General features: G+C 64.4%; 19 protein-coding genes. 8 read left to right on the top strand and 11 right to left on the bottom strand.

Going from position 1 to position 17,164, the window contains the following annotated elements; all coding sequences use genetic code 11:
• The first annotated feature begins 515 nt into the window (after positions 1-515).
• From DIE15_RS19090 to DIE15_RS19075, 4 genes are all read left to right on the top strand, one after another.
• Entirely contained in the window at positions 516-1,733 is a 1,218-nt protein-coding gene (locus DIE15_RS19090) for a DUF2863 family protein (RefSeq protein WP_057929189.1), read from the top strand.
• A 210-nt stretch (positions 1,734-1,943) separates the two neighbouring features.
• Positions 1,944-2,780: a response regulator transcription factor gene (locus tag DIE15_RS19085; RefSeq protein ID WP_124834067.1), complete on the top strand. Its 837-nt coding sequence runs from the start codon at positions 1,944-1,946 to the stop codon at positions 2,778-2,780.
• A 75-nt stretch (positions 2,781-2,855) separates the two neighbouring features.
• Positions 2,856-3,530, top strand: coding sequence for an energy-coupling factor ABC transporter permease (locus DIE15_RS19080; protein ID WP_057929191.1), 675 nt, complete (start codon positions 2,856-2,858; stop codon positions 3,528-3,530).
• Between the two features lie 137 nt (positions 3,531-3,667).
• Positions 3,668-4,318 carry a BspC domain-containing protein gene (locus tag DIE15_RS19075; RefSeq protein ID WP_124834066.1) on the top strand — a complete coding sequence of 217 codons (651 nt, stop codon included), beginning with the start codon at positions 3,668-3,670 and terminating at the stop codon, positions 4,316-4,318.
• An 83-nt stretch (positions 4,319-4,401) separates the two neighbouring features.
• On the opposite strand, the gene DIE15_RS19070 is transcribed toward DIE15_RS19075, so the two are convergent.
• Together DIE15_RS19070 and yaaA are read right to left on the bottom strand one after the other, a co-directional pair.
• A complete protein-coding gene (locus tag DIE15_RS19070; protein ID WP_057929193.1) occupies positions 4,402-5,556 on the bottom strand; it encodes a M14-type cytosolic carboxypeptidase in 1,155 nt (384 codons plus the stop codon).
• 88 nt (positions 5,557-5,644) lie between these two features.
• Positions 5,645-6,427: a peroxide stress protein YaaA gene (yaaA, locus tag DIE15_RS19065; RefSeq protein WP_124834065.1), complete on the bottom strand. Its 783-nt coding sequence runs from the start codon at positions 6,425-6,427 to the stop codon at positions 5,645-5,647.
• Between the two features lie 57 nt (positions 6,428-6,484).
• Between yaaA and DIE15_RS19060 the strand changes: the two genes are divergently transcribed.
• Positions 6,485-6,982: a putative toxin-antitoxin system toxin component, PIN family gene (locus DIE15_RS19060; protein WP_124834064.1), complete on the top strand. Its 498-nt coding sequence runs from the start codon at positions 6,485-6,487 to the stop codon at positions 6,980-6,982.
• Positions 6,983-7,015: 33 nt separating this feature from the next.
• Positions 7,016-8,188: a pyridoxal phosphate-dependent aminotransferase gene (locus DIE15_RS19055; protein WP_124834063.1), complete on the top strand. Its 1,173-nt coding sequence runs from the start codon at positions 7,016-7,018 to the stop codon at positions 8,186-8,188.
• A gap of 48 nt (positions 8,189-8,236) precedes the next feature.
• Here the strand turns inward: DIE15_RS19055 and DIE15_RS19050 are convergent, their stop codons facing one another.
• Entirely contained in the window at positions 8,237-8,893 is a 657-nt protein-coding gene (locus tag DIE15_RS19050) for a glutathione S-transferase (protein ID WP_124834062.1), read from the bottom strand.
• 224 nt (positions 8,894-9,117) lie between these two features.
• On the opposite strand from DIE15_RS19050, the gene DIE15_RS19045 reads away from it, so the two are divergent.
• Both DIE15_RS19045 and DIE15_RS19040 read left to right on the top strand, forming a co-directional pair.
• Positions 9,118-9,909, top strand: coding sequence for an oxepin-CoA hydrolase, alternative type (locus DIE15_RS19045; protein WP_057929198.1), 792 nt, complete (start codon positions 9,118-9,120; stop codon positions 9,907-9,909).
• A 174-nt stretch (positions 9,910-10,083) separates the two neighbouring features.
• A complete protein-coding gene (locus DIE15_RS19040) occupies positions 10,084-10,776 on the top strand; it encodes a glutathione binding-like protein (protein ID WP_057929253.1) in 693 nt (230 codons plus the stop codon).
• A 44-nt stretch (positions 10,777-10,820) separates the two neighbouring features.
• Here the strand turns inward: DIE15_RS19040 and DIE15_RS19035 are convergent, their stop codons facing one another.
• From DIE15_RS19035 to nuoN, 8 genes are all read right to left on the bottom strand, one after another.
• Positions 10,821-11,297 carry a MaoC family dehydratase gene (locus DIE15_RS19035; protein ID WP_124834061.1) on the bottom strand — a complete coding sequence of 159 codons (477 nt, stop codon included), beginning with the start codon at positions 11,295-11,297 and terminating at the stop codon, positions 10,821-10,823.
• On the bottom strand, positions 11,294-11,755 hold the full coding sequence (locus DIE15_RS19030) for a MaoC family dehydratase (RefSeq protein ID WP_057929200.1): 462 nt from the start codon (positions 11,753-11,755) through the stop codon (positions 11,294-11,296). Before DIE15_RS19030 ends, DIE15_RS19035 begins: the two co-directional genes overlap by 4 nt.
• A 34-nt stretch (positions 11,756-11,789) precedes the next feature.
• Positions 11,790-12,923 (bottom strand): acyl-CoA dehydrogenase family protein, encoded by a 1,134-nt coding sequence (locus DIE15_RS19025; RefSeq protein ID WP_124834060.1) that lies wholly within the window; start codon positions 12,921-12,923, stop codon positions 11,790-11,792.
• A gap of 19 nt (positions 12,924-12,942) precedes the next feature.
• Entirely contained in the window at positions 12,943-14,139 is a 1,197-nt protein-coding gene (locus tag DIE15_RS19020) for an acyl-CoA dehydrogenase family protein (RefSeq protein ID WP_124834059.1), read from the bottom strand.
• Between the two features lie 54 nt (positions 14,140-14,193).
• Positions 14,194-14,616, bottom strand: a complete 423-nt coding sequence (locus tag DIE15_RS19015) for a DUF1178 family protein (RefSeq protein WP_006756910.1) — start codon at positions 14,614-14,616, stop codon at positions 14,194-14,196.
• Positions 14,617-14,751: 135 nt separating this feature from the next.
• Positions 14,752-15,342: an NUDIX domain-containing protein gene (locus DIE15_RS19010; RefSeq protein ID WP_057929203.1), complete on the bottom strand. Its 591-nt coding sequence runs from the start codon at positions 15,340-15,342 to the stop codon at positions 14,752-14,754.
• A gap of 36 nt (positions 15,343-15,378) precedes the next feature.
• Entirely contained in the window at positions 15,379-15,675 is a 297-nt protein-coding gene (locus DIE15_RS19005) for a DUF2818 family protein (RefSeq protein ID WP_124834058.1), read from the bottom strand.
• Complete coding sequence (gene nuoN / locus DIE15_RS19000; protein ID WP_173938515.1) at positions 15,675-17,129, bottom strand: NADH-quinone oxidoreductase subunit NuoN; 1,455 nt, start codon at positions 17,127-17,129, stop codon at positions 15,675-15,677. The genes DIE15_RS19005 and nuoN overlap by 1 nt, the downstream gene beginning before the upstream one ends.
• Positions 17,130-17,164: the final 35 nt, after the last annotated feature.

The following is a 17,164-nucleotide window of genomic DNA, read 5'->3' as shown; positions in this document are numbered from 1 at the left end:
TGACAGGTATATGAATCACTTCATAAACCTGACTTACTTTAGTGTGAGACTCTTGATACTTTCGCTATCTGATCCGAGGATCAGCTCGCTTCCATCAAGCGCCCACACTTATCGGCTGTTAATTTTTAAAGAGCATTTCTGCGAGAAACTTCGTGTTTCTCAGCAGCGCTGCGTTTTCAGCAGCAGAGAAGCGAGATTATGAACCGTGTTTCTCAGTTCGTCAACAACTTTTTTAACTGCTTCGTTGCGACGGCTGGGGTTCAACTTCGTGTGCGCCGGGGCTCTACAACCTGCCCTCAACCGCACCGCTTCCCTTCTTCTCCCGCGCTGCGTTTCCGTTAGCGCGAAAGAGGCGTGATTCTATGCAGTCACCGCCGATCGCGCAAGGGGTTTGATGGATTTTTCTTCATCCCCGTCGATGCGGCCTTTCCGCCATGCCGGAGCACGGGACAGCTTATCGTGCAAAGAACGGACTAGAATATGAGGTTCTTCGCCTCTTTCTATACGTATTTAATATGCGCCAGCGAATCGCCAAACGCCTCCCCCCCGACGCCGACAAACTGGTCGGCCTGTCGCTTGCGCTCTTCGCCTCGGGTAGCCGCATCGAGGATCGCTTCTGGGAAGCGAAGCTCGACGCGCTGCTCGCCAAGATCGTTCGCAACGGCAACCAGACCACGCTCGACGCAGCCCTCGACCATCTGCAGCAGAACCACCCCGATGCCTATGGCGCGCTCGCCGACATGGCCGAGACGCACAGTGAATCGATGGTGATCGAGCATGACGACCAACCGTACGATGCTCTGCTGGTCGCCGTTCCCGTTCTCGCGTGGACGCGCTACATGATTCCGTCGGGTCCGCTGAAAGGCGATGTCGCCGACGCACTGCGCACGCAACTGCAGGCACACGTGCTCGCAACCGGCACGCTCGTCGGACTGGCCCCGTTCCTGTACAGCATCGACCAGCTGCCGCGCCACCACGTCGAGACCTACCGGCTCGCCCAGCAGCTGGCGCATGCGGCAATTGGCCAGCATGCCGCCAAGCTGAGCTTCGGGGACCTGCCCGAAACCTCGCCGATCTTGGCCGACCCGCGCTTCCTGCTCGCCGTCGTCGCCGCGCCAGCGGGTGCACCGCTGTTCCGCTGGCAGGAAGAAGAGCACGGCAACCGGATCGAACGCGGCCAGTGTCTCGAGCAGTGGACCGCCCAGGGCGGCCCGAACCTGTCGGTTGCCCTCCCCGGCTGCGAGTTCGAATGCTTGCTTCCGGACGCGTACTATTCGGCCTGCCGCGATGCAGACGAACGCATCCGTCCGCACACGGTCCGAACGGCCGTCCGTTATCTTTTTGACACACTTGGTGCGGCGCCGCAGGAACTGCGCGCCGTGGTCGCGGGCTTCGGCGAACGCCGGATCGACGAGTATCGCGTCGGCTTCACGCGACGTGCCAGCAACGACGTAATCTATGGCGTTGTGTGGCCGCTCTACGGCCGCGAGAACGGCGATGTGTCGATCGACAGCGCGACGCTCGAAGGCGAAGCACCGATCGAAGGGCCGCTCGAGGAAATCGTAAGTCTGCTGAAGGAATGCGGTGTAACCGACGTCCGCCGGCACGCAGGCCGCTTCGAGCCCGAGTATTGCGACGACTGCGGCGTGCCGCTCTATGCGGATCCGCTCGGCGAGATCGTCCATGCGGAAATGCCGGAAGACGCATCACCGGCCCAACCGCACTTTCACTGATCGCGAACCGCAGCGCTCGCCGAGCCTGCCCCACGAAGCCGCTTCTGGTTCCTGCCGAAGCGGCTTTTTTCTCGCCCGCGTTTCCCTCACTCGAAATTTCGGACTTTTCCTAAGCCTTTCGGCCAAGCAGACATCGTGTAAGGTTTTTGTCATTATCGGATCCAACGCATGCCGACGGCAGCTCAATGACTTACCTTACGGAGGTTGAATATGCGGTTCCTGGTGCTGAACTCAGACGCCGAACGGCGTGACGGACTGAAGGCCCTGCTACGGCAGATCGACCGTCACGCCAACATCAACGATGCGCCCGACAGTTTCCAGGCGCGTCGACTGCTGCGCACCCAGCGCTTCGACCTCGTTGCGATCAACTGGCCGGACGTCGGGCGGCTCAGCGAACTCCAGGCGCTCTGCAGCGCCTGCTCGCCGACGCCCGCAGCGGTACTGATCGACGAATCCACGCCGGAAGCCATCCAGCGCTTCTACAACTACGGCGTCGCGGGCGTGATCCCGCACTCCATGCGGCCGCATCTGATCGTGCGGGCACTCGAGATGGTTCTGCTGGGCGGCCACTATATCCCGCCCATCGCGCTCAGCCTGCTACCGTCCGCCGCTGCGGCACGCCACGACGCCCATTTCCAGACACTCGCCGGATCGCTGCCGCGCCGCCCGCCCAGCAGCCTCCTGTCGCCGAGACAGGCGCAGATCATGCGCTTCGTCCATATGGGCAGCACCAACAAGATGATCGCCCGCACGCTCGGCATCAGCGAAGGCACCGTGAAGATCCACCTTGCCAGCATCTTCCAGCAGCTTGGCGCGGCAAACCGAGCCGCCGCCGTCGCGATCTACAACGGCTGGCTGTCGCCACATCTCGAGGTGCTGCTGGCGAACCGTGAACGCGCAGGCAAGCCGGTCGTCGGCGAACGCGGCCCGGTCCCGCTGCGCACGCAACGGAACAACCGTCCGTACCCGCTGCCGGCCGCGAACACCGGCACCCGCGACCTGCCGCTCGCGGCCGAACCGCCGGCGCGGTTTCGGCGCGAACGCTAGTCGGGCAGTATCGATATTGCGACGGTCTGCATGTGCGAATTCCCACCTTTGATGCTCAACGAGTAATATGGACGCATGGGTTTTCTTTTCACACCGCTTCCGCTCTGGGTCGGCATCGGCGGCTGGATCGCCGCCGTGGCTCTGCTCGCGCTCGCGCTCTGGAATCGTCCCTTCGTCCGTCTGCAGGACGCAACGCTCCAGCACGTGTGGCTCGCGCTCGTCACTGCGATCACGGTTCTGTGGGCCTCGAATGCATGGCTCGAGGACGGCATCGTCATGCACCTGCTCGGCGCGACGCTGCTCGTCACGCTGTTCGACTGGACGCTCGCGCTGATCGCGATGGGTGCCGTCACGGCCGTCGCCGCGATCGTGTTCGACGCGCCGTGGCAAGGCATCGGCCTCACCTATCTGATCTACGGTGCGCTGCCGGTCGCTGTGTCCGCGTTGCTGCAGCGCGCCGCGATCGCGTGGCTCCCGCACAACCTCGCCTCGTTCATCACCGGTCAGGGATTCCTGTCGCCGGCCATCGCGATCGTCGCGGTCGCCGCGGCCGCGGCCGGCGTCCAGCTCGCACTCGCGGACGGCGTGCCCGTCGTGATTCCCGCCGGCTATCTGCTCAACACCGCGCTGCTCGCGCTTGGCGAAGCGTGGTTCACCGGCATGGCCACGGCGCTCATCGCCGTCTATCGGCCGGCATGGGTCACGACATTCGACGTGCGGCGCTACCGTCTCGGTGGCCCGCGCGCCTGACTGCACTTTGTCCCGATGCAATCGATGCGCGCGACGATCCGCTTCCACAGCGCGGGAGAGTGTGGCATCTACTGCCGCACAACTTTTTTACGCTAAGATTGAACTCCTGATCTTCATCGGGCATCTATACGTGCCCGATGCCTCATTTGCTCCTCACCAATAACCAGATGGACAGCTCTCCTGCCTCGCTCCGGATTTTCCGGGCGCTCGGCAAGCTGGCAGCCTGTGTCGCGGGCCTGTCGCTTGCGCTGCCGGCACCGGTATTCGCCGACCTCCTCGACCAGCGCTCCGAACTGATCAACAAATTCGTCAACGAGATGCATGCCGATCCGATCGTCGCCGATTGTGCGGCGCACGGCAGCTTCATCGCAAGCACATCGTCAGCCTTCGACCGCGTCGACTTCGCGCCGAACGCGTTCGAAAGCGGCAACGCGACGATCACGCCGTGGAGCGATTCGTTCGATCAGGGCAAGCAGCGCGTAAAGGTCGACAACATCGTCACCGTAGACGGCCTCGGCATCCACAGCGACGGCAGCGACCCGACACCGCTGAAATTCCGCTGCGGCTACATCGGCCAGCAAATGCTCGCATTCAGCTGGAACGATCCCGTGCCGCCGCTGAAGCCACGCGTCGAGCGCTCGTCGTCGCCGCAGAAATTCAAGGGCAAGTCGCACCGCGGCAAGGTGAAGGCCAAGACATCCGGCCGCACCGGCAAGAAGGCCGTTGCAACGAAGAAATCAAGCGGCCAGAAGAAAGCCGTGAAGAAGAAAACCGTGAAGAAGTCCTGATACGACGGAGCGGCAACGACAGAAGCAAAAAAGCCGGCGCATCACACGATGCGCCGGCTTTTTTCACATCGACGGCGGTGCGCTTACGCGAACGTCTCGACGTGCACCAGGATCGCCGCCAGCATCGCAGCACCCAGCGCGGCGCTGCGTTCGCCGTTCCAGCCGCCCCGCTCGTCGGGCAGGTTCGCGTTGTCCTTGAACGGCATCTCGAGCGTCAGAGACAGGCAACCGAACTGGTGGCCGATGTACTTCGACGCGAGCTTGAGCGCATCTTCCTTGTACTTGCTTGCCGCATAGCCGTGCTCTGTCTGGAAATCCGGGCTCGCGACCTTGAACGCATCGATGAATGCGGTCTGCTCCTTGCCCTGCTGCTCGGTGAAGCTCGGCAGCATCTCCGAACCCGCGACGAACACGTACGGGAGATCCTCGTCGCCGTGAATGTCGAAGAACATGTCGCAACCGATCGCATGAATCGCATCGCGCACCGCCAGCACTTCGGGGCTGCGTTCGGGATCGGGCTCCATCCACTCGCGGTTCAGGTTCGCGCCCGCCGCATTGGTGCGCAAGTTGCCGTGTACGCTGCCGTCCGGGTTCATGTTCGGGACAATGTAGAACGTCGCGCGATCGTACAGCTTGCGCGCCACCGGATCGCCCGCCCAATCGCCCCATCCGGCCAGCCGCTTGACGAGCCCTTCGATGAACCACTCGGCCATCGTCTCGCCAGGGTGCTGACGCGCGATGATCCACACCTTCTTCTTCGGCATGCCGTCGACCTCCGGCGTACCCAGCGACAGCAACGACATAGGACGGCCTTCGACCGTGCGACCGAGTTCGACGATGCTCGCCTGCGGCAGCTGCTGGACCGCGCCGAGGAACGCCGCATGACGCTCTTCGGAATACGGCTCGAAATACGCGTAGTAGATGCTGTCGAACTCGGGCGTATGATCGATGGTCATCGTCTTGCCGTCGAACGTCGTCGGCACGCGGAACCAGTCGACGCGATCGTAGCTCGCGACCGCGCTGTAGTTGCGCCATCCCGACGGATACGCGCATTCGGCCGCATTCTCGAACGACATCACGCATCGTTCGCCGCGCGCGCCCGTCAGGCGGTAGTAGAACCATTGCGCGAACTCCGAGCGGTTGTCGCCACGCACGCGCAACCGGATCGCGTCCGGGCTGTCGCACGATACGACGTCGATGGCGCCCGCGTCGAAATTGCTGGTGATCGAAAGGGTCATCTGTCTCTCCAGTTGCGACCGGAACGGGCGGTTTGCCCCCTGCCCGGCCTCATGCATGCGCCGGCCGTCTCGTGAACGGCCGACATGGTCACTCGCCGATTCGCCGGCGATATACGTAAGTCGAATCGTTCGATGCTGCAGCGTCGAACGCGTAGTCTTCCGCCGCGAAATCCTTCAGCGCCGCCGGTTCGGCGATGCGGTTCTCGACGATGTAGCGCGCCATCAGGCCACGGGCGCGCTTCGCGTGGAAGCTGATGATCTTGTAGCGACCGCCCTTCCAGTCCTCGAATATCGGCGTGACGACCGGTGCCGCCAGCAGTTTCGGCTTGACCGACTTGAAGTACTCGGTCGACGCGCAATTGATCAGCACGCGCGCCGCACCGCTGCGCGTCTCGAGCTGCTCGTTCAGCGCCCGCGTGATCCGGTCGCCCCAGAACGCATACAGATCCTTGCCGCGGGCGTTCGCGAACCGGGTGCCCATCTCGAGCCGGTACGGCTGCAGCAGGTCAAGCGGGCGCAGCAGTCCGTACAGGCCGGACAGCACGCGCACGTGCTGCTGCGCGTAGTCGAGATCGGCGACCGACAGCGATTTGGCATCGAACCCTTCGTACACGTCACCGTTGAACGCGAGCATCGCCTGCTTCGCATTGGCCGGCGTGAAGGTCGGCGACCAGTCCGCGTAACGCTGGAAGTTCAGGCGCGCGAGCGGGTCGGAGATGTCCATCAGCGTCGCGATGTCCTGTGGCGACAGCTTGCGCAGGCCGTCGATCAGTTCCGACGCCTCGTCGACGAATGCAGGCTGCGTGTAAGACGGGACGTGGGCGGGCGTCTCGTAGTCGAGGGATTTGGCGGGAGAGAGAACGATTATCATAGAGGCTCGCTGGCACGCCGTGCCTTGCGGTCAGACGAAAACCACCGATTGTAACGAATGACCCGCTCTCTCGCCCCGCATGCCGCACATCGCGTCGTGCTCGACTCGAACGTCTGGATCGACATACTCGTATTCGACGACCCTGCCACACGCCCGATCCGTGCCGCGCTCGAACGCGGCACGCTGGCCGCCGTGATCGACGGCCGCTGCCTGAACGAACTCGAGCTCGTGCTCGATTACCCGCAGTTCCAGGCGCGCGCGATCGACAAGGCCGAGGCGCTCGCGACCGTCGCCCGCCTGACGAGCCTCGTCGAGCCGCCGCCCGTCGACGCCGACGCGCCGCCGCTGCCGAAGTGCAAGGACCGCGACGATCAGAAGTTTCTCGAGCTCGCGCGCGCCGCGCAGGCCGAATGGCTCGTGTCGAAGGACCGTGCGCTGCTCAAGCTCGCGAAGCGCACCGCACGTGACTTCGGCTTCCGGATCGCGCAGCCCGCGCCGTTTACCGAAGCCTGCGCGCTCGATGCCGCGTCGGCCACCCCCACCACGCCGGCCTGACGGCCCCGGCGCCACCCGCTTGCGATCGTATCGATGAACGCTCCTTCCGACATGCCTACGACTCCTGTTTTCCCCTCGCGCCTGCCGAACGTCGGCACCACGATCTTCACGGTCATGAGCGCGCTCGCCGCCGAGAAAGGCTCCGTGAACCTCGGCCAGGGCTTCCCCGATTTCGACTGTGACCCGCGCATCGTCGACGCGGTCGCGGCCGCAATGCGCAACGGTCACAACCAGTATCCGCCGATGGCGGGCGTCGCGCCCCTGCGCGACGCGATCGCCGACAAGATCGCGCAGGTCTACGGCCGGCGCTACGATCCGGCCACCGAGATCACGGTGACGGCCGGCGCGACGCAGGCACTGCTGACGGCGATCCTGTGCGCGGTGCATCCGGGCGACGAAGTGATCGTCGTCGAACCGACCTACGACAGCTACCTGCCGTCGATCGAACTCGCCGGCGGCAAGCCCGTGTTCGTCACGCTGGAAGCGCCCGACTACGCGATCCCGTTCGATCGTCTCGCTGCCGCGATCACGCCGAAGACGCGGATGATCATGATCAACACGCCGCACAACCCGACCGGCACCGTGTGGCGCGAGGCCGACATGCGCAAGCTCGAGGAGATCGTGCGCGGCACCAACGTGCTGATCCTGTCGGACGAAGTGTACGAACACATGGTCTACGACGGCGCGCGGCATGAGAGCGTCGCGCGCTACCCGGAACTGGCCGCGCGCAGCTTCATCGTGTCGAGCTTCGGGAAGACCTATCACGTGACGGGCTGGAAGGTCGGCTATGTCGCGGCGCCGGCGGCGCTCACCGCTGAGTTCCGCAAGGTCCACCAGTTCAACGTGTTCACGGTCAACTCGCCGATGCAGATCGGGCTCGCCGACTACCTGCGCGATCCGGCGCCGTACCTGACGCTGCCCGACTTCTACCAGAAGAAGCGCGACTTCTTCCGCGCCGGCCTCGAACGCACGCGCTTCAGGCTGCTGCCGTGCCCCGGCACGTACTTCCAGTGCGTCGACTATTCGGCGATCAGCGACCTGTCCGAAGCGGAATTTTCGAAGTGGCTCACGTCGGAGATCGGCGTGGCGGCAATTCCAGTGTCCGCGTTCTATCATGAGCCGCATGAATCGGGCGTCGTGCGCTTCTGCTTCGCGAAACAGGGGAGTACGCTCGCGTCCGCACTCGAACGGCTCGCGCGCCTGTAAGTCCGGCACGGGCAGCCAATGCTGCCCGGTGCCTCGCCCGGCTCGCGCTTATGACCGCGCGGTGCCCGTCACCGCGATATAGGCCTTGCGGTCGGCCGCCACGCGCTGCGCGGCCGGCCGCTCGCCGACCAGCTTCGCATGCGCCTTCCAGTCGATGCCTGCGTCGAGCAGGAAATCGCGGCCGAAGATGGCCTTCGTCGCCATCCCGATCACCGGCAGATGGATCGATGCGGCAATGTCCGCAAGACTGAATGCGTCGCCGAGCACATAGGGCGAGAACTGCGCCATCCGCTTGAATGCATCGATCGCGCGCGGCAGGCGCTTCTCGACGTGCGCTTTCATCCCGTCGCTGACCTTGCCGCCGAAAAACGCTTCCGTATAGACCTCTCGCGCAGTCCATTCGAGATACAGTTCGAGCGTCTCGACGAGTTCGCGCACCTTTGCGGCCGCAAACGGCCCCGACGGGAAAATGGCTTTGTCGGGATAACGCGCGGCCAGATACTCGATGATCACCTGCGACTCGAACAGCGCGCCCTCTTCCGTCTTCACGAACGGAATCTTGCCGAGCGGCGAATCGGCGAGCAGCGCAGCATCGCTGATCGGCAAGCTGCAGGTCAATTCCTCGAACGGGATGTCATGTTCGAGCAGGACGAACTTCACCTTGTTGTAGTAGTTGGACAACGGAATACCGCACAGCTGTAGCATCGGAGTCTCCTTCCTTGCTGAAGCGCGGCCGCAGCGATGCCGGCCGCATCGGGATTCGTCGCGCTGAAAAGCACGTTCGTGCTAGTCTAAATCAGTTTCGCGTCCGTCACGACAACATTGCATCCACTGCGGCAGCACCCTGATCTGCATGAGCATGAGCACGTGCCCGCGCGGCGTGCGACGTCGCCGTCCCCGCCATTCGAATTCGATGGAGACACACTCGCATGAGTGCTGAACTGCTGGCCTCGCGTCCGCCCGAGAGCGAATCGACGCTCGTCCTCACGCTATCAAATCCCGGCGCGCGCAACGCGCTGCATCCCGACATGTATGCGGCCGGCGTCGAAGCGCTCGCCACCGCCGAGCGCGATCCCGCGATTCGCGCCGTCGTACTCACGGGAGCCGATCGCTTCTTTTGCGCGGGCGGCGACCTGAACCGGCTACTCGATAACCGCTCGAAGGACCCGGCCTACCAGGCCGACAGCATCGATCAGCTTGCCGCGTGGATCACGGCGATCCGTGCATCGACGAAACCTGTGATCGCGGCGGTCGAAGGTGCGGCGGCCGGCGCGGGCTTCTCGCTCGCGCTCGCGTGCGACCTGATCGTTGCCGCGCACGACGCGAAGTTCGTGATGTCGTATGCACGCGTCGGCCTCACGCCCGATGGCGGCGGCTCCTGGTTCCTCGCACGCGCGCTGCCGCGCGCGCTGGCCGCCGAAATCCTGTTCGAAGGCAAGCCCGTCGCGGCCGAACGCCTGCATGCGCTCGGCGTCGTCAATCGGCTTGCCGTACCCGGTGCCGTATTGTCCGACGCGCTCGCGTGGGCCGACTCGCTTGCCGGCATCTCGCCGAACGCGCTCACGCGCATCAAGTCGCTGCTCGACGATGCGCCCGCGCAGCCGCTCGAGACCCATCTCGGCACCGAGCGAGATCACTTCGTCGCATCGCTGCATCACGCGGACGCGCTCGAGGGCATTACCGCGTTTCTCGAGAAACGCCCGCCGCGCTACAAGCGCTGATCCGGCACGGTCCCGCTGTTCGAACAGCCTCGCCGTCACCGCATCGACACCCGTACGCCGGTGCGCGGCCGCGCGTTCCCGTCGCCTGCAACCCGCGTCGATCCATGCTCTAATGACCGCCTGTCGCGGCGCCCTGTCGGCGCCGTTTTCGCGCATGCAACGAAGGAGTTGACGATGATCGACGTCTACAGCTGGGCGACCCCGAACGGCCACAAGATACACATCATGCTCGAGGAAACGGGCCTCGCGTATCGTGCGCATCCGGTCGATATCGGTGCGGGCGACCAGTTCAAGCCCGAATTCCTGAAGATCAGCCCGAACAACAAGATCCCGGCGATCATCGACACGGACGGCCCCGGCGGCAAGCCGATCTCGCTGTTCGAATCGGGTGCGATCCTCGTATACCTCGCGGAAAAGACCGGCAAGTTCCTGCCGAGCGACCCGGCCGCGCGCTACGCAACGCTCGAATGGCTGATGTTCCAGATGGGCGGCGTCGGCCCGATGCTCGGGCAGGCACACCACTTCCGCCTGTATGCGCCGGAGAAGATCGAATATGCGGTCAATCGCTACACGAACGAAGCGAAGCGCCTGTACAACGTGATGGAAAAACGCCTCGGCGAATCCGAATATCTCGCGGGAGACACGTACACGATCGCGGACATTGCGACGTTCCCGTGGACGCGTTCGTGGCAGAACCAGGGCATCGTGCTCGACGAATTGCCGAACGTGAAGCGCTGGCACGAAGCGATTGCCGCGCGGCCGGCCGTGCAGCGCGGTGTCGAAGTGCTCGCATCGCTACGCAAGGCACTGCAGGACGACAAGGCGCGCGAGATGCTGTTCGGCGCAACGCAATACGCAAAGCACTGAAGCAGCACGCAACGCAGCGGCATCCGTCAATGCCGCCGCGCGCATCAGAAATAGTGCAGTGTAATGAATTCCGCCGCGCAAACGAGCACAGGCGCGTCGGGACGCTCGACCTGCACCGACACCGACCACGTCACCTGCACGCCGTCCTGTGCGGCCTCCGCGGTTTCCTTCACCGCGAATAGCGCACGCACGCGTGCGCCGACCGGCACCGGCTTCAGGAACCGTACGCGATTCAGTCCGTAGTTCACGCCCATCTTCTGCTCGAAGCGCATCACATCCGCCATCAACGCGGGAATCAGCGACAGCGTCAGGAAACCGTGCGCGATCGGGCCACCGAACGGCGACTCGCGGCGCGCGCGCTCGGGATCGACGTGTATCCACTGGTGATCGCCGGTCGCATCGGCGAAACCGTCGACCCGACGCTGGTCGATCTCGACCCAGCCGCTCATAAGCGGCTCCGCGCCGATCCGCGCATGCAGCGCCTGAGCCGACGCGATCAGCGGCAATGTCACGTCCGTCATGCGCCCGCCCCTTGCGGATGGCGCAGCCCGAAGATCACCTTGGTATGCACGGTGATCACCGTGTCGCCGGCGCCGTTGGTGCCGATCCACTCCGTCGACACGATGCCGCGGTCGGGCTTGCTCGCCGACACGCGCTTGTCGTGGACCTTCTGGTACATCGTGATCGTGTCGCCGGCGCGCACGGGCTTGATCCACCGGATCGAGTCGATGCCTGGCGAGCCCATGCTGGTCGAATCCGGCCCCAGCTTCTTGATGAGCAGGCTCATGAACACCGAACACGTATGCCAGCCGCTCGCGACCAGCCCGCCGAACGGCGATGCCTTGCCGGCCTCCTCGTCGAGGTGGAACGGCTGCGGATCGTAGCGTTGCGCGAACGTCTTGATGTCGTCCGCCTCGAACGTGTAGCGGCCGATTTCGGTCGTACTGCCGACTTCCAGATCTTCGTAACTGATACCCACTGTGTGTCTCCTCTGGTGCGCTAGCGCGTCGCCGTCAGGCCGCGTCGGTCTGCGCGAAATCCGGCAGGGCCGCGATGCGCGCAAGGTGATGATCGGTGTCGCCGAGCGTCGTCTCGATGATCGACAGCCGCTTGAACAGGTGTGCTGCGGCGACTTCGTTGGTCACGCCCATGCCGCCGTGCAGTTGCACGGCCTGCTGACCGACGAAGCGTGCGGCCGCGCCAACCCGCGCCTTCGCGGCGGAAACCGCCTTGCGTCGCGCATCGGCATCGCCGCCCGCGTAACGCACGGCGGCCAGGTAAGTCAGCGAACGCGCCTGCTCCGCGTGAATCAGCATGTCGACCATCCGGTGCTGCAGCGCCTGGAAACGCGCGATCGGCACGCCGAATTGTTCGCGCGTCTTCGTGTATTCGACCGTCGCGCGGTTCAGCTCGTCGAGTGCACCAACCGCTTCCGCGCACAACAGGAAGGTCGCGTAATCGGCAATCTGCTCGAGGGCAACCGCATCGCGTGCGCCACCCGTCAGTTGCCGCGCAGGCGTTTCATGCAGCTCGATCGTCGCGGCGCGCTGGCCGTCGATCGTCCGGTAGTCGACGAGCGTCACTCCCGGGGCGTCGCGCTCGACGACGAACAGGCCGATGCCGCCGCCGTCGACACGCGCCGGCACGATCCACGCATGCGCCTGCGCCCCGTGCTGAACGACCGACTTGGTGCCGGTCAGCCGGTAGATGCCGCCCTGTTCGCGCGCGTGCGTATCGAGTTCGTACAGGTCGTAGCGTGCCCGCGGTTCGTGGAATGCAACCGCCAGACGCTTCTGCCCTTGTGCGACCGCTTCCAGCAGCGCGGCATCGTCACCCGTGCCGGACCCGGCAATCCGCAGCGCCTCGATGCCGACCGCCGTCGCCCAGTACGGCTCGACCACGAGTGCGCGGCCGAGCTCCTGCATCGCGACCAGCATGTCCACCGGGCCGCCGCCGAATCCGCCCTGTGCATCCGGCACGGGCAGCGCGGTCAGGCCCAGCTCCGCGAATGCGCTCCATTGCGCGTCCGACACGCCCGCGTCGCTGCGCACGATGGCCTGGCGCGCGTCGAAACCGTATTGCTCGCCGAGATAGCGGTGCAGCGCGTCGGCGAACTGTTGCTGCTCATCGGTAAAGCTGAAATCCATGGTTGTCTCCGTTTCCTGATCACAGCCCCAGGATCATCTGCGCGATGATGTTCTTCTGAATCTCGTTCGAACCGCCGTAGATCGACGTCTTCCGGTAATTGAAGTAGTACGCGGCGAGCGGCGCAGCGTCGTCGTCGCCCGCGCTGCTGTGTTCGCGCTCACCTTCGAGGAACGGGACGTCGAACGGCGCGGCGAGCGGCCCGATCGCCTCGAACATCAGCTCGGTGAGCGCCTGCTGCACCTCGGTACCCTTGATCTTCAGCATCGACGCCTCGGGGCCGGGCCCCTTGCCGCTCGTCTCGCGGCTCACGACACGCAGCACCGTCACCTCGAGCGCCATCAGTTCGACCTCGAGTGCCGCGACCTTCGCGGCAAACACGGGATCGGCGAGCAACGGCTTGCCGTTCTTGCGCTGGTTCGACGCCACGCGTTTCAGGAACACGAGCTCGCGCTTCGACGCGCCGACGCGCGCGATGCCGGAGCGCTCGTGCCCCAACAGGTATTTCGCGTAAGTCCAGCCGCGATTCTCATCGCCGACGAGATTCTCGACGGGCACCTTCACGTCCTCGAAGAACACCTCGTTGACTTCGTGGTCCTCGTCGAGCGTGATGATCGGACGCACCGTGATGCCGGGCGTCTTCATGTCGATCAGCAGGAACGAGATACCCTCCTGCTTCTTCGCGGCCGGATCGGTGCGCACGAGGCAGAACATCATGTCCGCGTACTGGCCGAGCGTCGTCCAGGTCTTCTGGCCGTTGACGACGTAGTGGTCGCCGTGGCGTTCGGCACGCGTGCGCAGCGACGCGAGGTCGGAACCGGAGCCCGGCTCCGAATAGCCCTGGCACCACCAGTCGGTGCCGTCCAGGATGCGCGGCAGATAGTGGCGCTTCTGCGCTTCGCTGCCGTATTGCATGAGCACCGGCGCAACCATCGACACGCCGAACGGCAGCACGGTCGGCGCACCGATGCGGGCGCACTCCTCGTCCCAGATGTGCCGCTGCGTCGCGTTCCAGCCCGGGCCGCCGTATTCGGCCGGCCATGCGGGCGCAGACCAGCCGCGCTGGCCGAGAATCCGGTGCCAGCTCGCGTAATCCTCGCGATCGAGTCGTTTGTGATCGAGTACTTTGGCGCGCAGTGCATGAGGCAGATTGGCCTCAAGCCAGGCGCGGATGTCGACGCGGAACGCGTCGTCGGCGGGGGAATAATCCAGATCCATGCGCAGTGTCTCCTGACCGCGGCCGTCCGGCCCGGCCAGGACACACTGCGTACGTCATTGCAGCGGTTCTTTCAGCGCGGCTGGAATCGGCAGCGGCATCACGTCGATGCCTTCTTCAGCCAAGGATTGCGCATCCTCCGGCGTCGTGACGCCACGAATGCTGCGTGCCGGCGCCTCGTTGTAATGGATGCGCCGCGCTTCCTCGGCGAAGCGCTCGCCCACGTTCTCGGTCTTCTCCAGCACCTCGCGCAGCGCGCGCATCACCTGCGCCTGCAGCGCACGCGGATCGGCCGGCTGTGCCTGCGTCGCACCCGACAGGTTCAGGCGCGGCGCCGACGGCATCCGGTTGATCTCGGTCGTCCCGCACACTGGACATTCGACCAGCTTGCGGGACAACTGCGCTTCGAACTCATCGGCGGAAGCGAACCAGCCTTCGAACCGATGACCATGCGGGCACTGTAAATCGAGGACCTTCATGCTGAATCAGGGCGTGTGACGAGTGTAGCGCAAAACGCGCTTTTGTGAACGATCGTGCTAAATTAGATCGCGCGACCGGAAAGCGGCCGCGTCACCCGATTGTAACGCGGCGCCCCACCCGCCGCTGACGTGCCGTCAGGGCTTCTGGACGAGGCCGAGCGGCCAGGTGCCGGACAGCACTTTCTCGAGCCACATCGTGCCGATGATCGTCTTCACGTCGGTGATCTGGCCCGTGCGCACCCATTCCTGCAGGTCGGGCAGCGTCGCCGTGAAGGTTTCGAGGAATTCGCCTTCGTCGAGCTTACGCTCGCCGGCCGTCAGCCCGCGCGCGAGATACAGGTCGATGAATTCGGTCGAATAGGAAATGATCGGGTGAATCCGGGCCAGGAACACGTATTCGCGTGCCGTGTAGCCGGTTTCCTCGCGCAGCTCGCGCACCGCGCAGGCGAGCGCGCCTTCGTTCGGGTCGAGCTTGCCGGCCGGGAATTCGGCCATGACCTTGCCGATCGGATAGCGATACTGGCTTTCCATCAGCACGCGGCCGTCGTCGAACAGCGGAATCACCATCACCGCGCCCGGGTGCTGGACGTATTCGCGCGTGGCCTGCTTGCCATCCGGCAAACGGACGGTATCGCGCTTGAGCTTGAGGAACGAGCCTTCGAAAATCGCCTCGCTCTCGAGGCAGGTTTCGGTCAGTGCGGCGTCGTGATTGGGAAGTTCGGCCATCGGCGGCTCCGTAATTGAGCGTGACGGCCGAAGCCGTCAGCGTCGTTTGACGAGATACTGGAACGTGAAGCCGGGAAACGCGAACACGATAAAGAGACTGAACGTGATCGCGTAAAACTGCCAGCCCTGTTCGAAGCGGTTGCCGGCGCGCGACTCGAGCCAGAAGCCGAGCGCGCCGACGACGAAATACAGCACGATCAGCTCGCCGATCCGAACCCACGCGTTCTTCTTCGTCGCGCCGAACGGCACGACGGCGAAGAGGCGTTGGTTCAGGAACGGCACGTTGGCGCATACGAGCGCCAACAGCACGATGAACCAGCCGGCTACCGACATTACAGCGGCAGCGTGTGACGGATCGCCTGCAGGCAGGCCGTCAGCAGCGGGCTCGGGATCAGGCCGAGCACGACGACCGCGAGGCCGTTCAGCACGAGGATCGTACGCTTGCAGAAATCGCCGGTGACCGGGGCCGTGTCCTGCGGTGCATCGAAGTACATCAGCTTGACGATGCGCAGGTAATAGAACGCACCGAACAGCGACGTGATCACGGCCAGCACGGCCAGCCACGTGAGACCTGCGTTGACGGTCGCCTCGAGCACCGCGAGCTTCGCGTAGAAGCCGACGGTCGGCGGGATACCGGCCAGCGAGAACATCATGACCATCATCACGAACGCGAACACGGGGCTGCGCTTGTTGAGACCCTTGAAGTCGTCGATCGTTTCCGCTTCGAAATCGCGGCGTGCGAGCAGCATCACCACGCCGAACGAGCCGAGCGTCGTGATCAGGTAGACGATCGCATAGAACATCGCCGAGCTGTACGCGTTCGCCGGTGCGGTCGCGTCGCCCTTCACGATGCCGGCGAGCAGGCCGAGCAGCACGAAGCCCATGTTCGAGATCGCCGAGTACGCGAGCATCCGCTTGATGTTGCGCTGGACGATACCGGTGATGTTACCGACGATCAGCGACAGCGCGGCAAGGATCACGAGCGCGGTCTGCCAGTTCTGTGCGAGCGGCAGCAGGCCCATCACCAGGAAGCGCAGGCCCCACGCGAACGCGGCAACCTTCGGGCCGCCGCCGACAAACAGCGTCATCGCGGTCGGTGCGCCCTGGTAGACGTCAGGCACCCACATGTGGAACGGCACGGCGCCGAGCTTGAACGCGATACCGGCGACGATGAAGACCACGCCGAACATCAGCACGGCTGCATCGGTGTTGCCACCGACCGCCTTGTACACCTCGCCGAGTTCGAGCGAGCCGGTCGCGCCGTAGAGCATCGAGATGCCGTACAGCACGAAGCCCGACGCGAGCGCGCCCAGCACGTAGTACTTCATCGCGGCTTCGCTCGACTGAACGGCATCACGACGCAGCGCGATGACCGCATACAGCGACAGCGACATCAGTTCGAGGCCGAGATACAGCGTCAGGAAGTTGTTGCCCGACACCATCACCAGCTGGCCGAGCAGCGAGAACATGCCCAGCAGGAACACGTCTCCGCGGAACATGTCGCGGTCTTCGAGGTACTTGCGCGAATAGACGAGCGTGACCGCGAAGCCGATCGACACGACGGCCTTCATCATGCTCGCGAACGAGTCGACGACGACCATCCGCGAGAAGAAGTAGTACTGCTGCGGATCCAGCGCCTGCACGGCGAACCACACGCCGGCGACGACCGACGAAACCACCGCGATCAGATAGGTCAGGCGGCGGCCAGCGGCACCGGTAAAGGTGTCGTTCAGCCATGCGACGACGATGGCGACCATCACCAGCGCGTCAGGCAACAGGACATTCATAGGAGCGTTCATGATCTTGATTTCCTCCGCTCGCG

It is taken from the genome of Burkholderia sp. Bp9031, assembly GCF_003857965.1.
GTDB classification, from domain to species: Bacteria; Pseudomonadota; Gammaproteobacteria; order Burkholderiales; family Burkholderiaceae; genus Burkholderia; species Burkholderia ambifaria_A.
The sequence above is the reverse complement of the archived record's forward strand: the minus strand, read 5'-3'. Positions and strand labels throughout refer to the sequence as shown.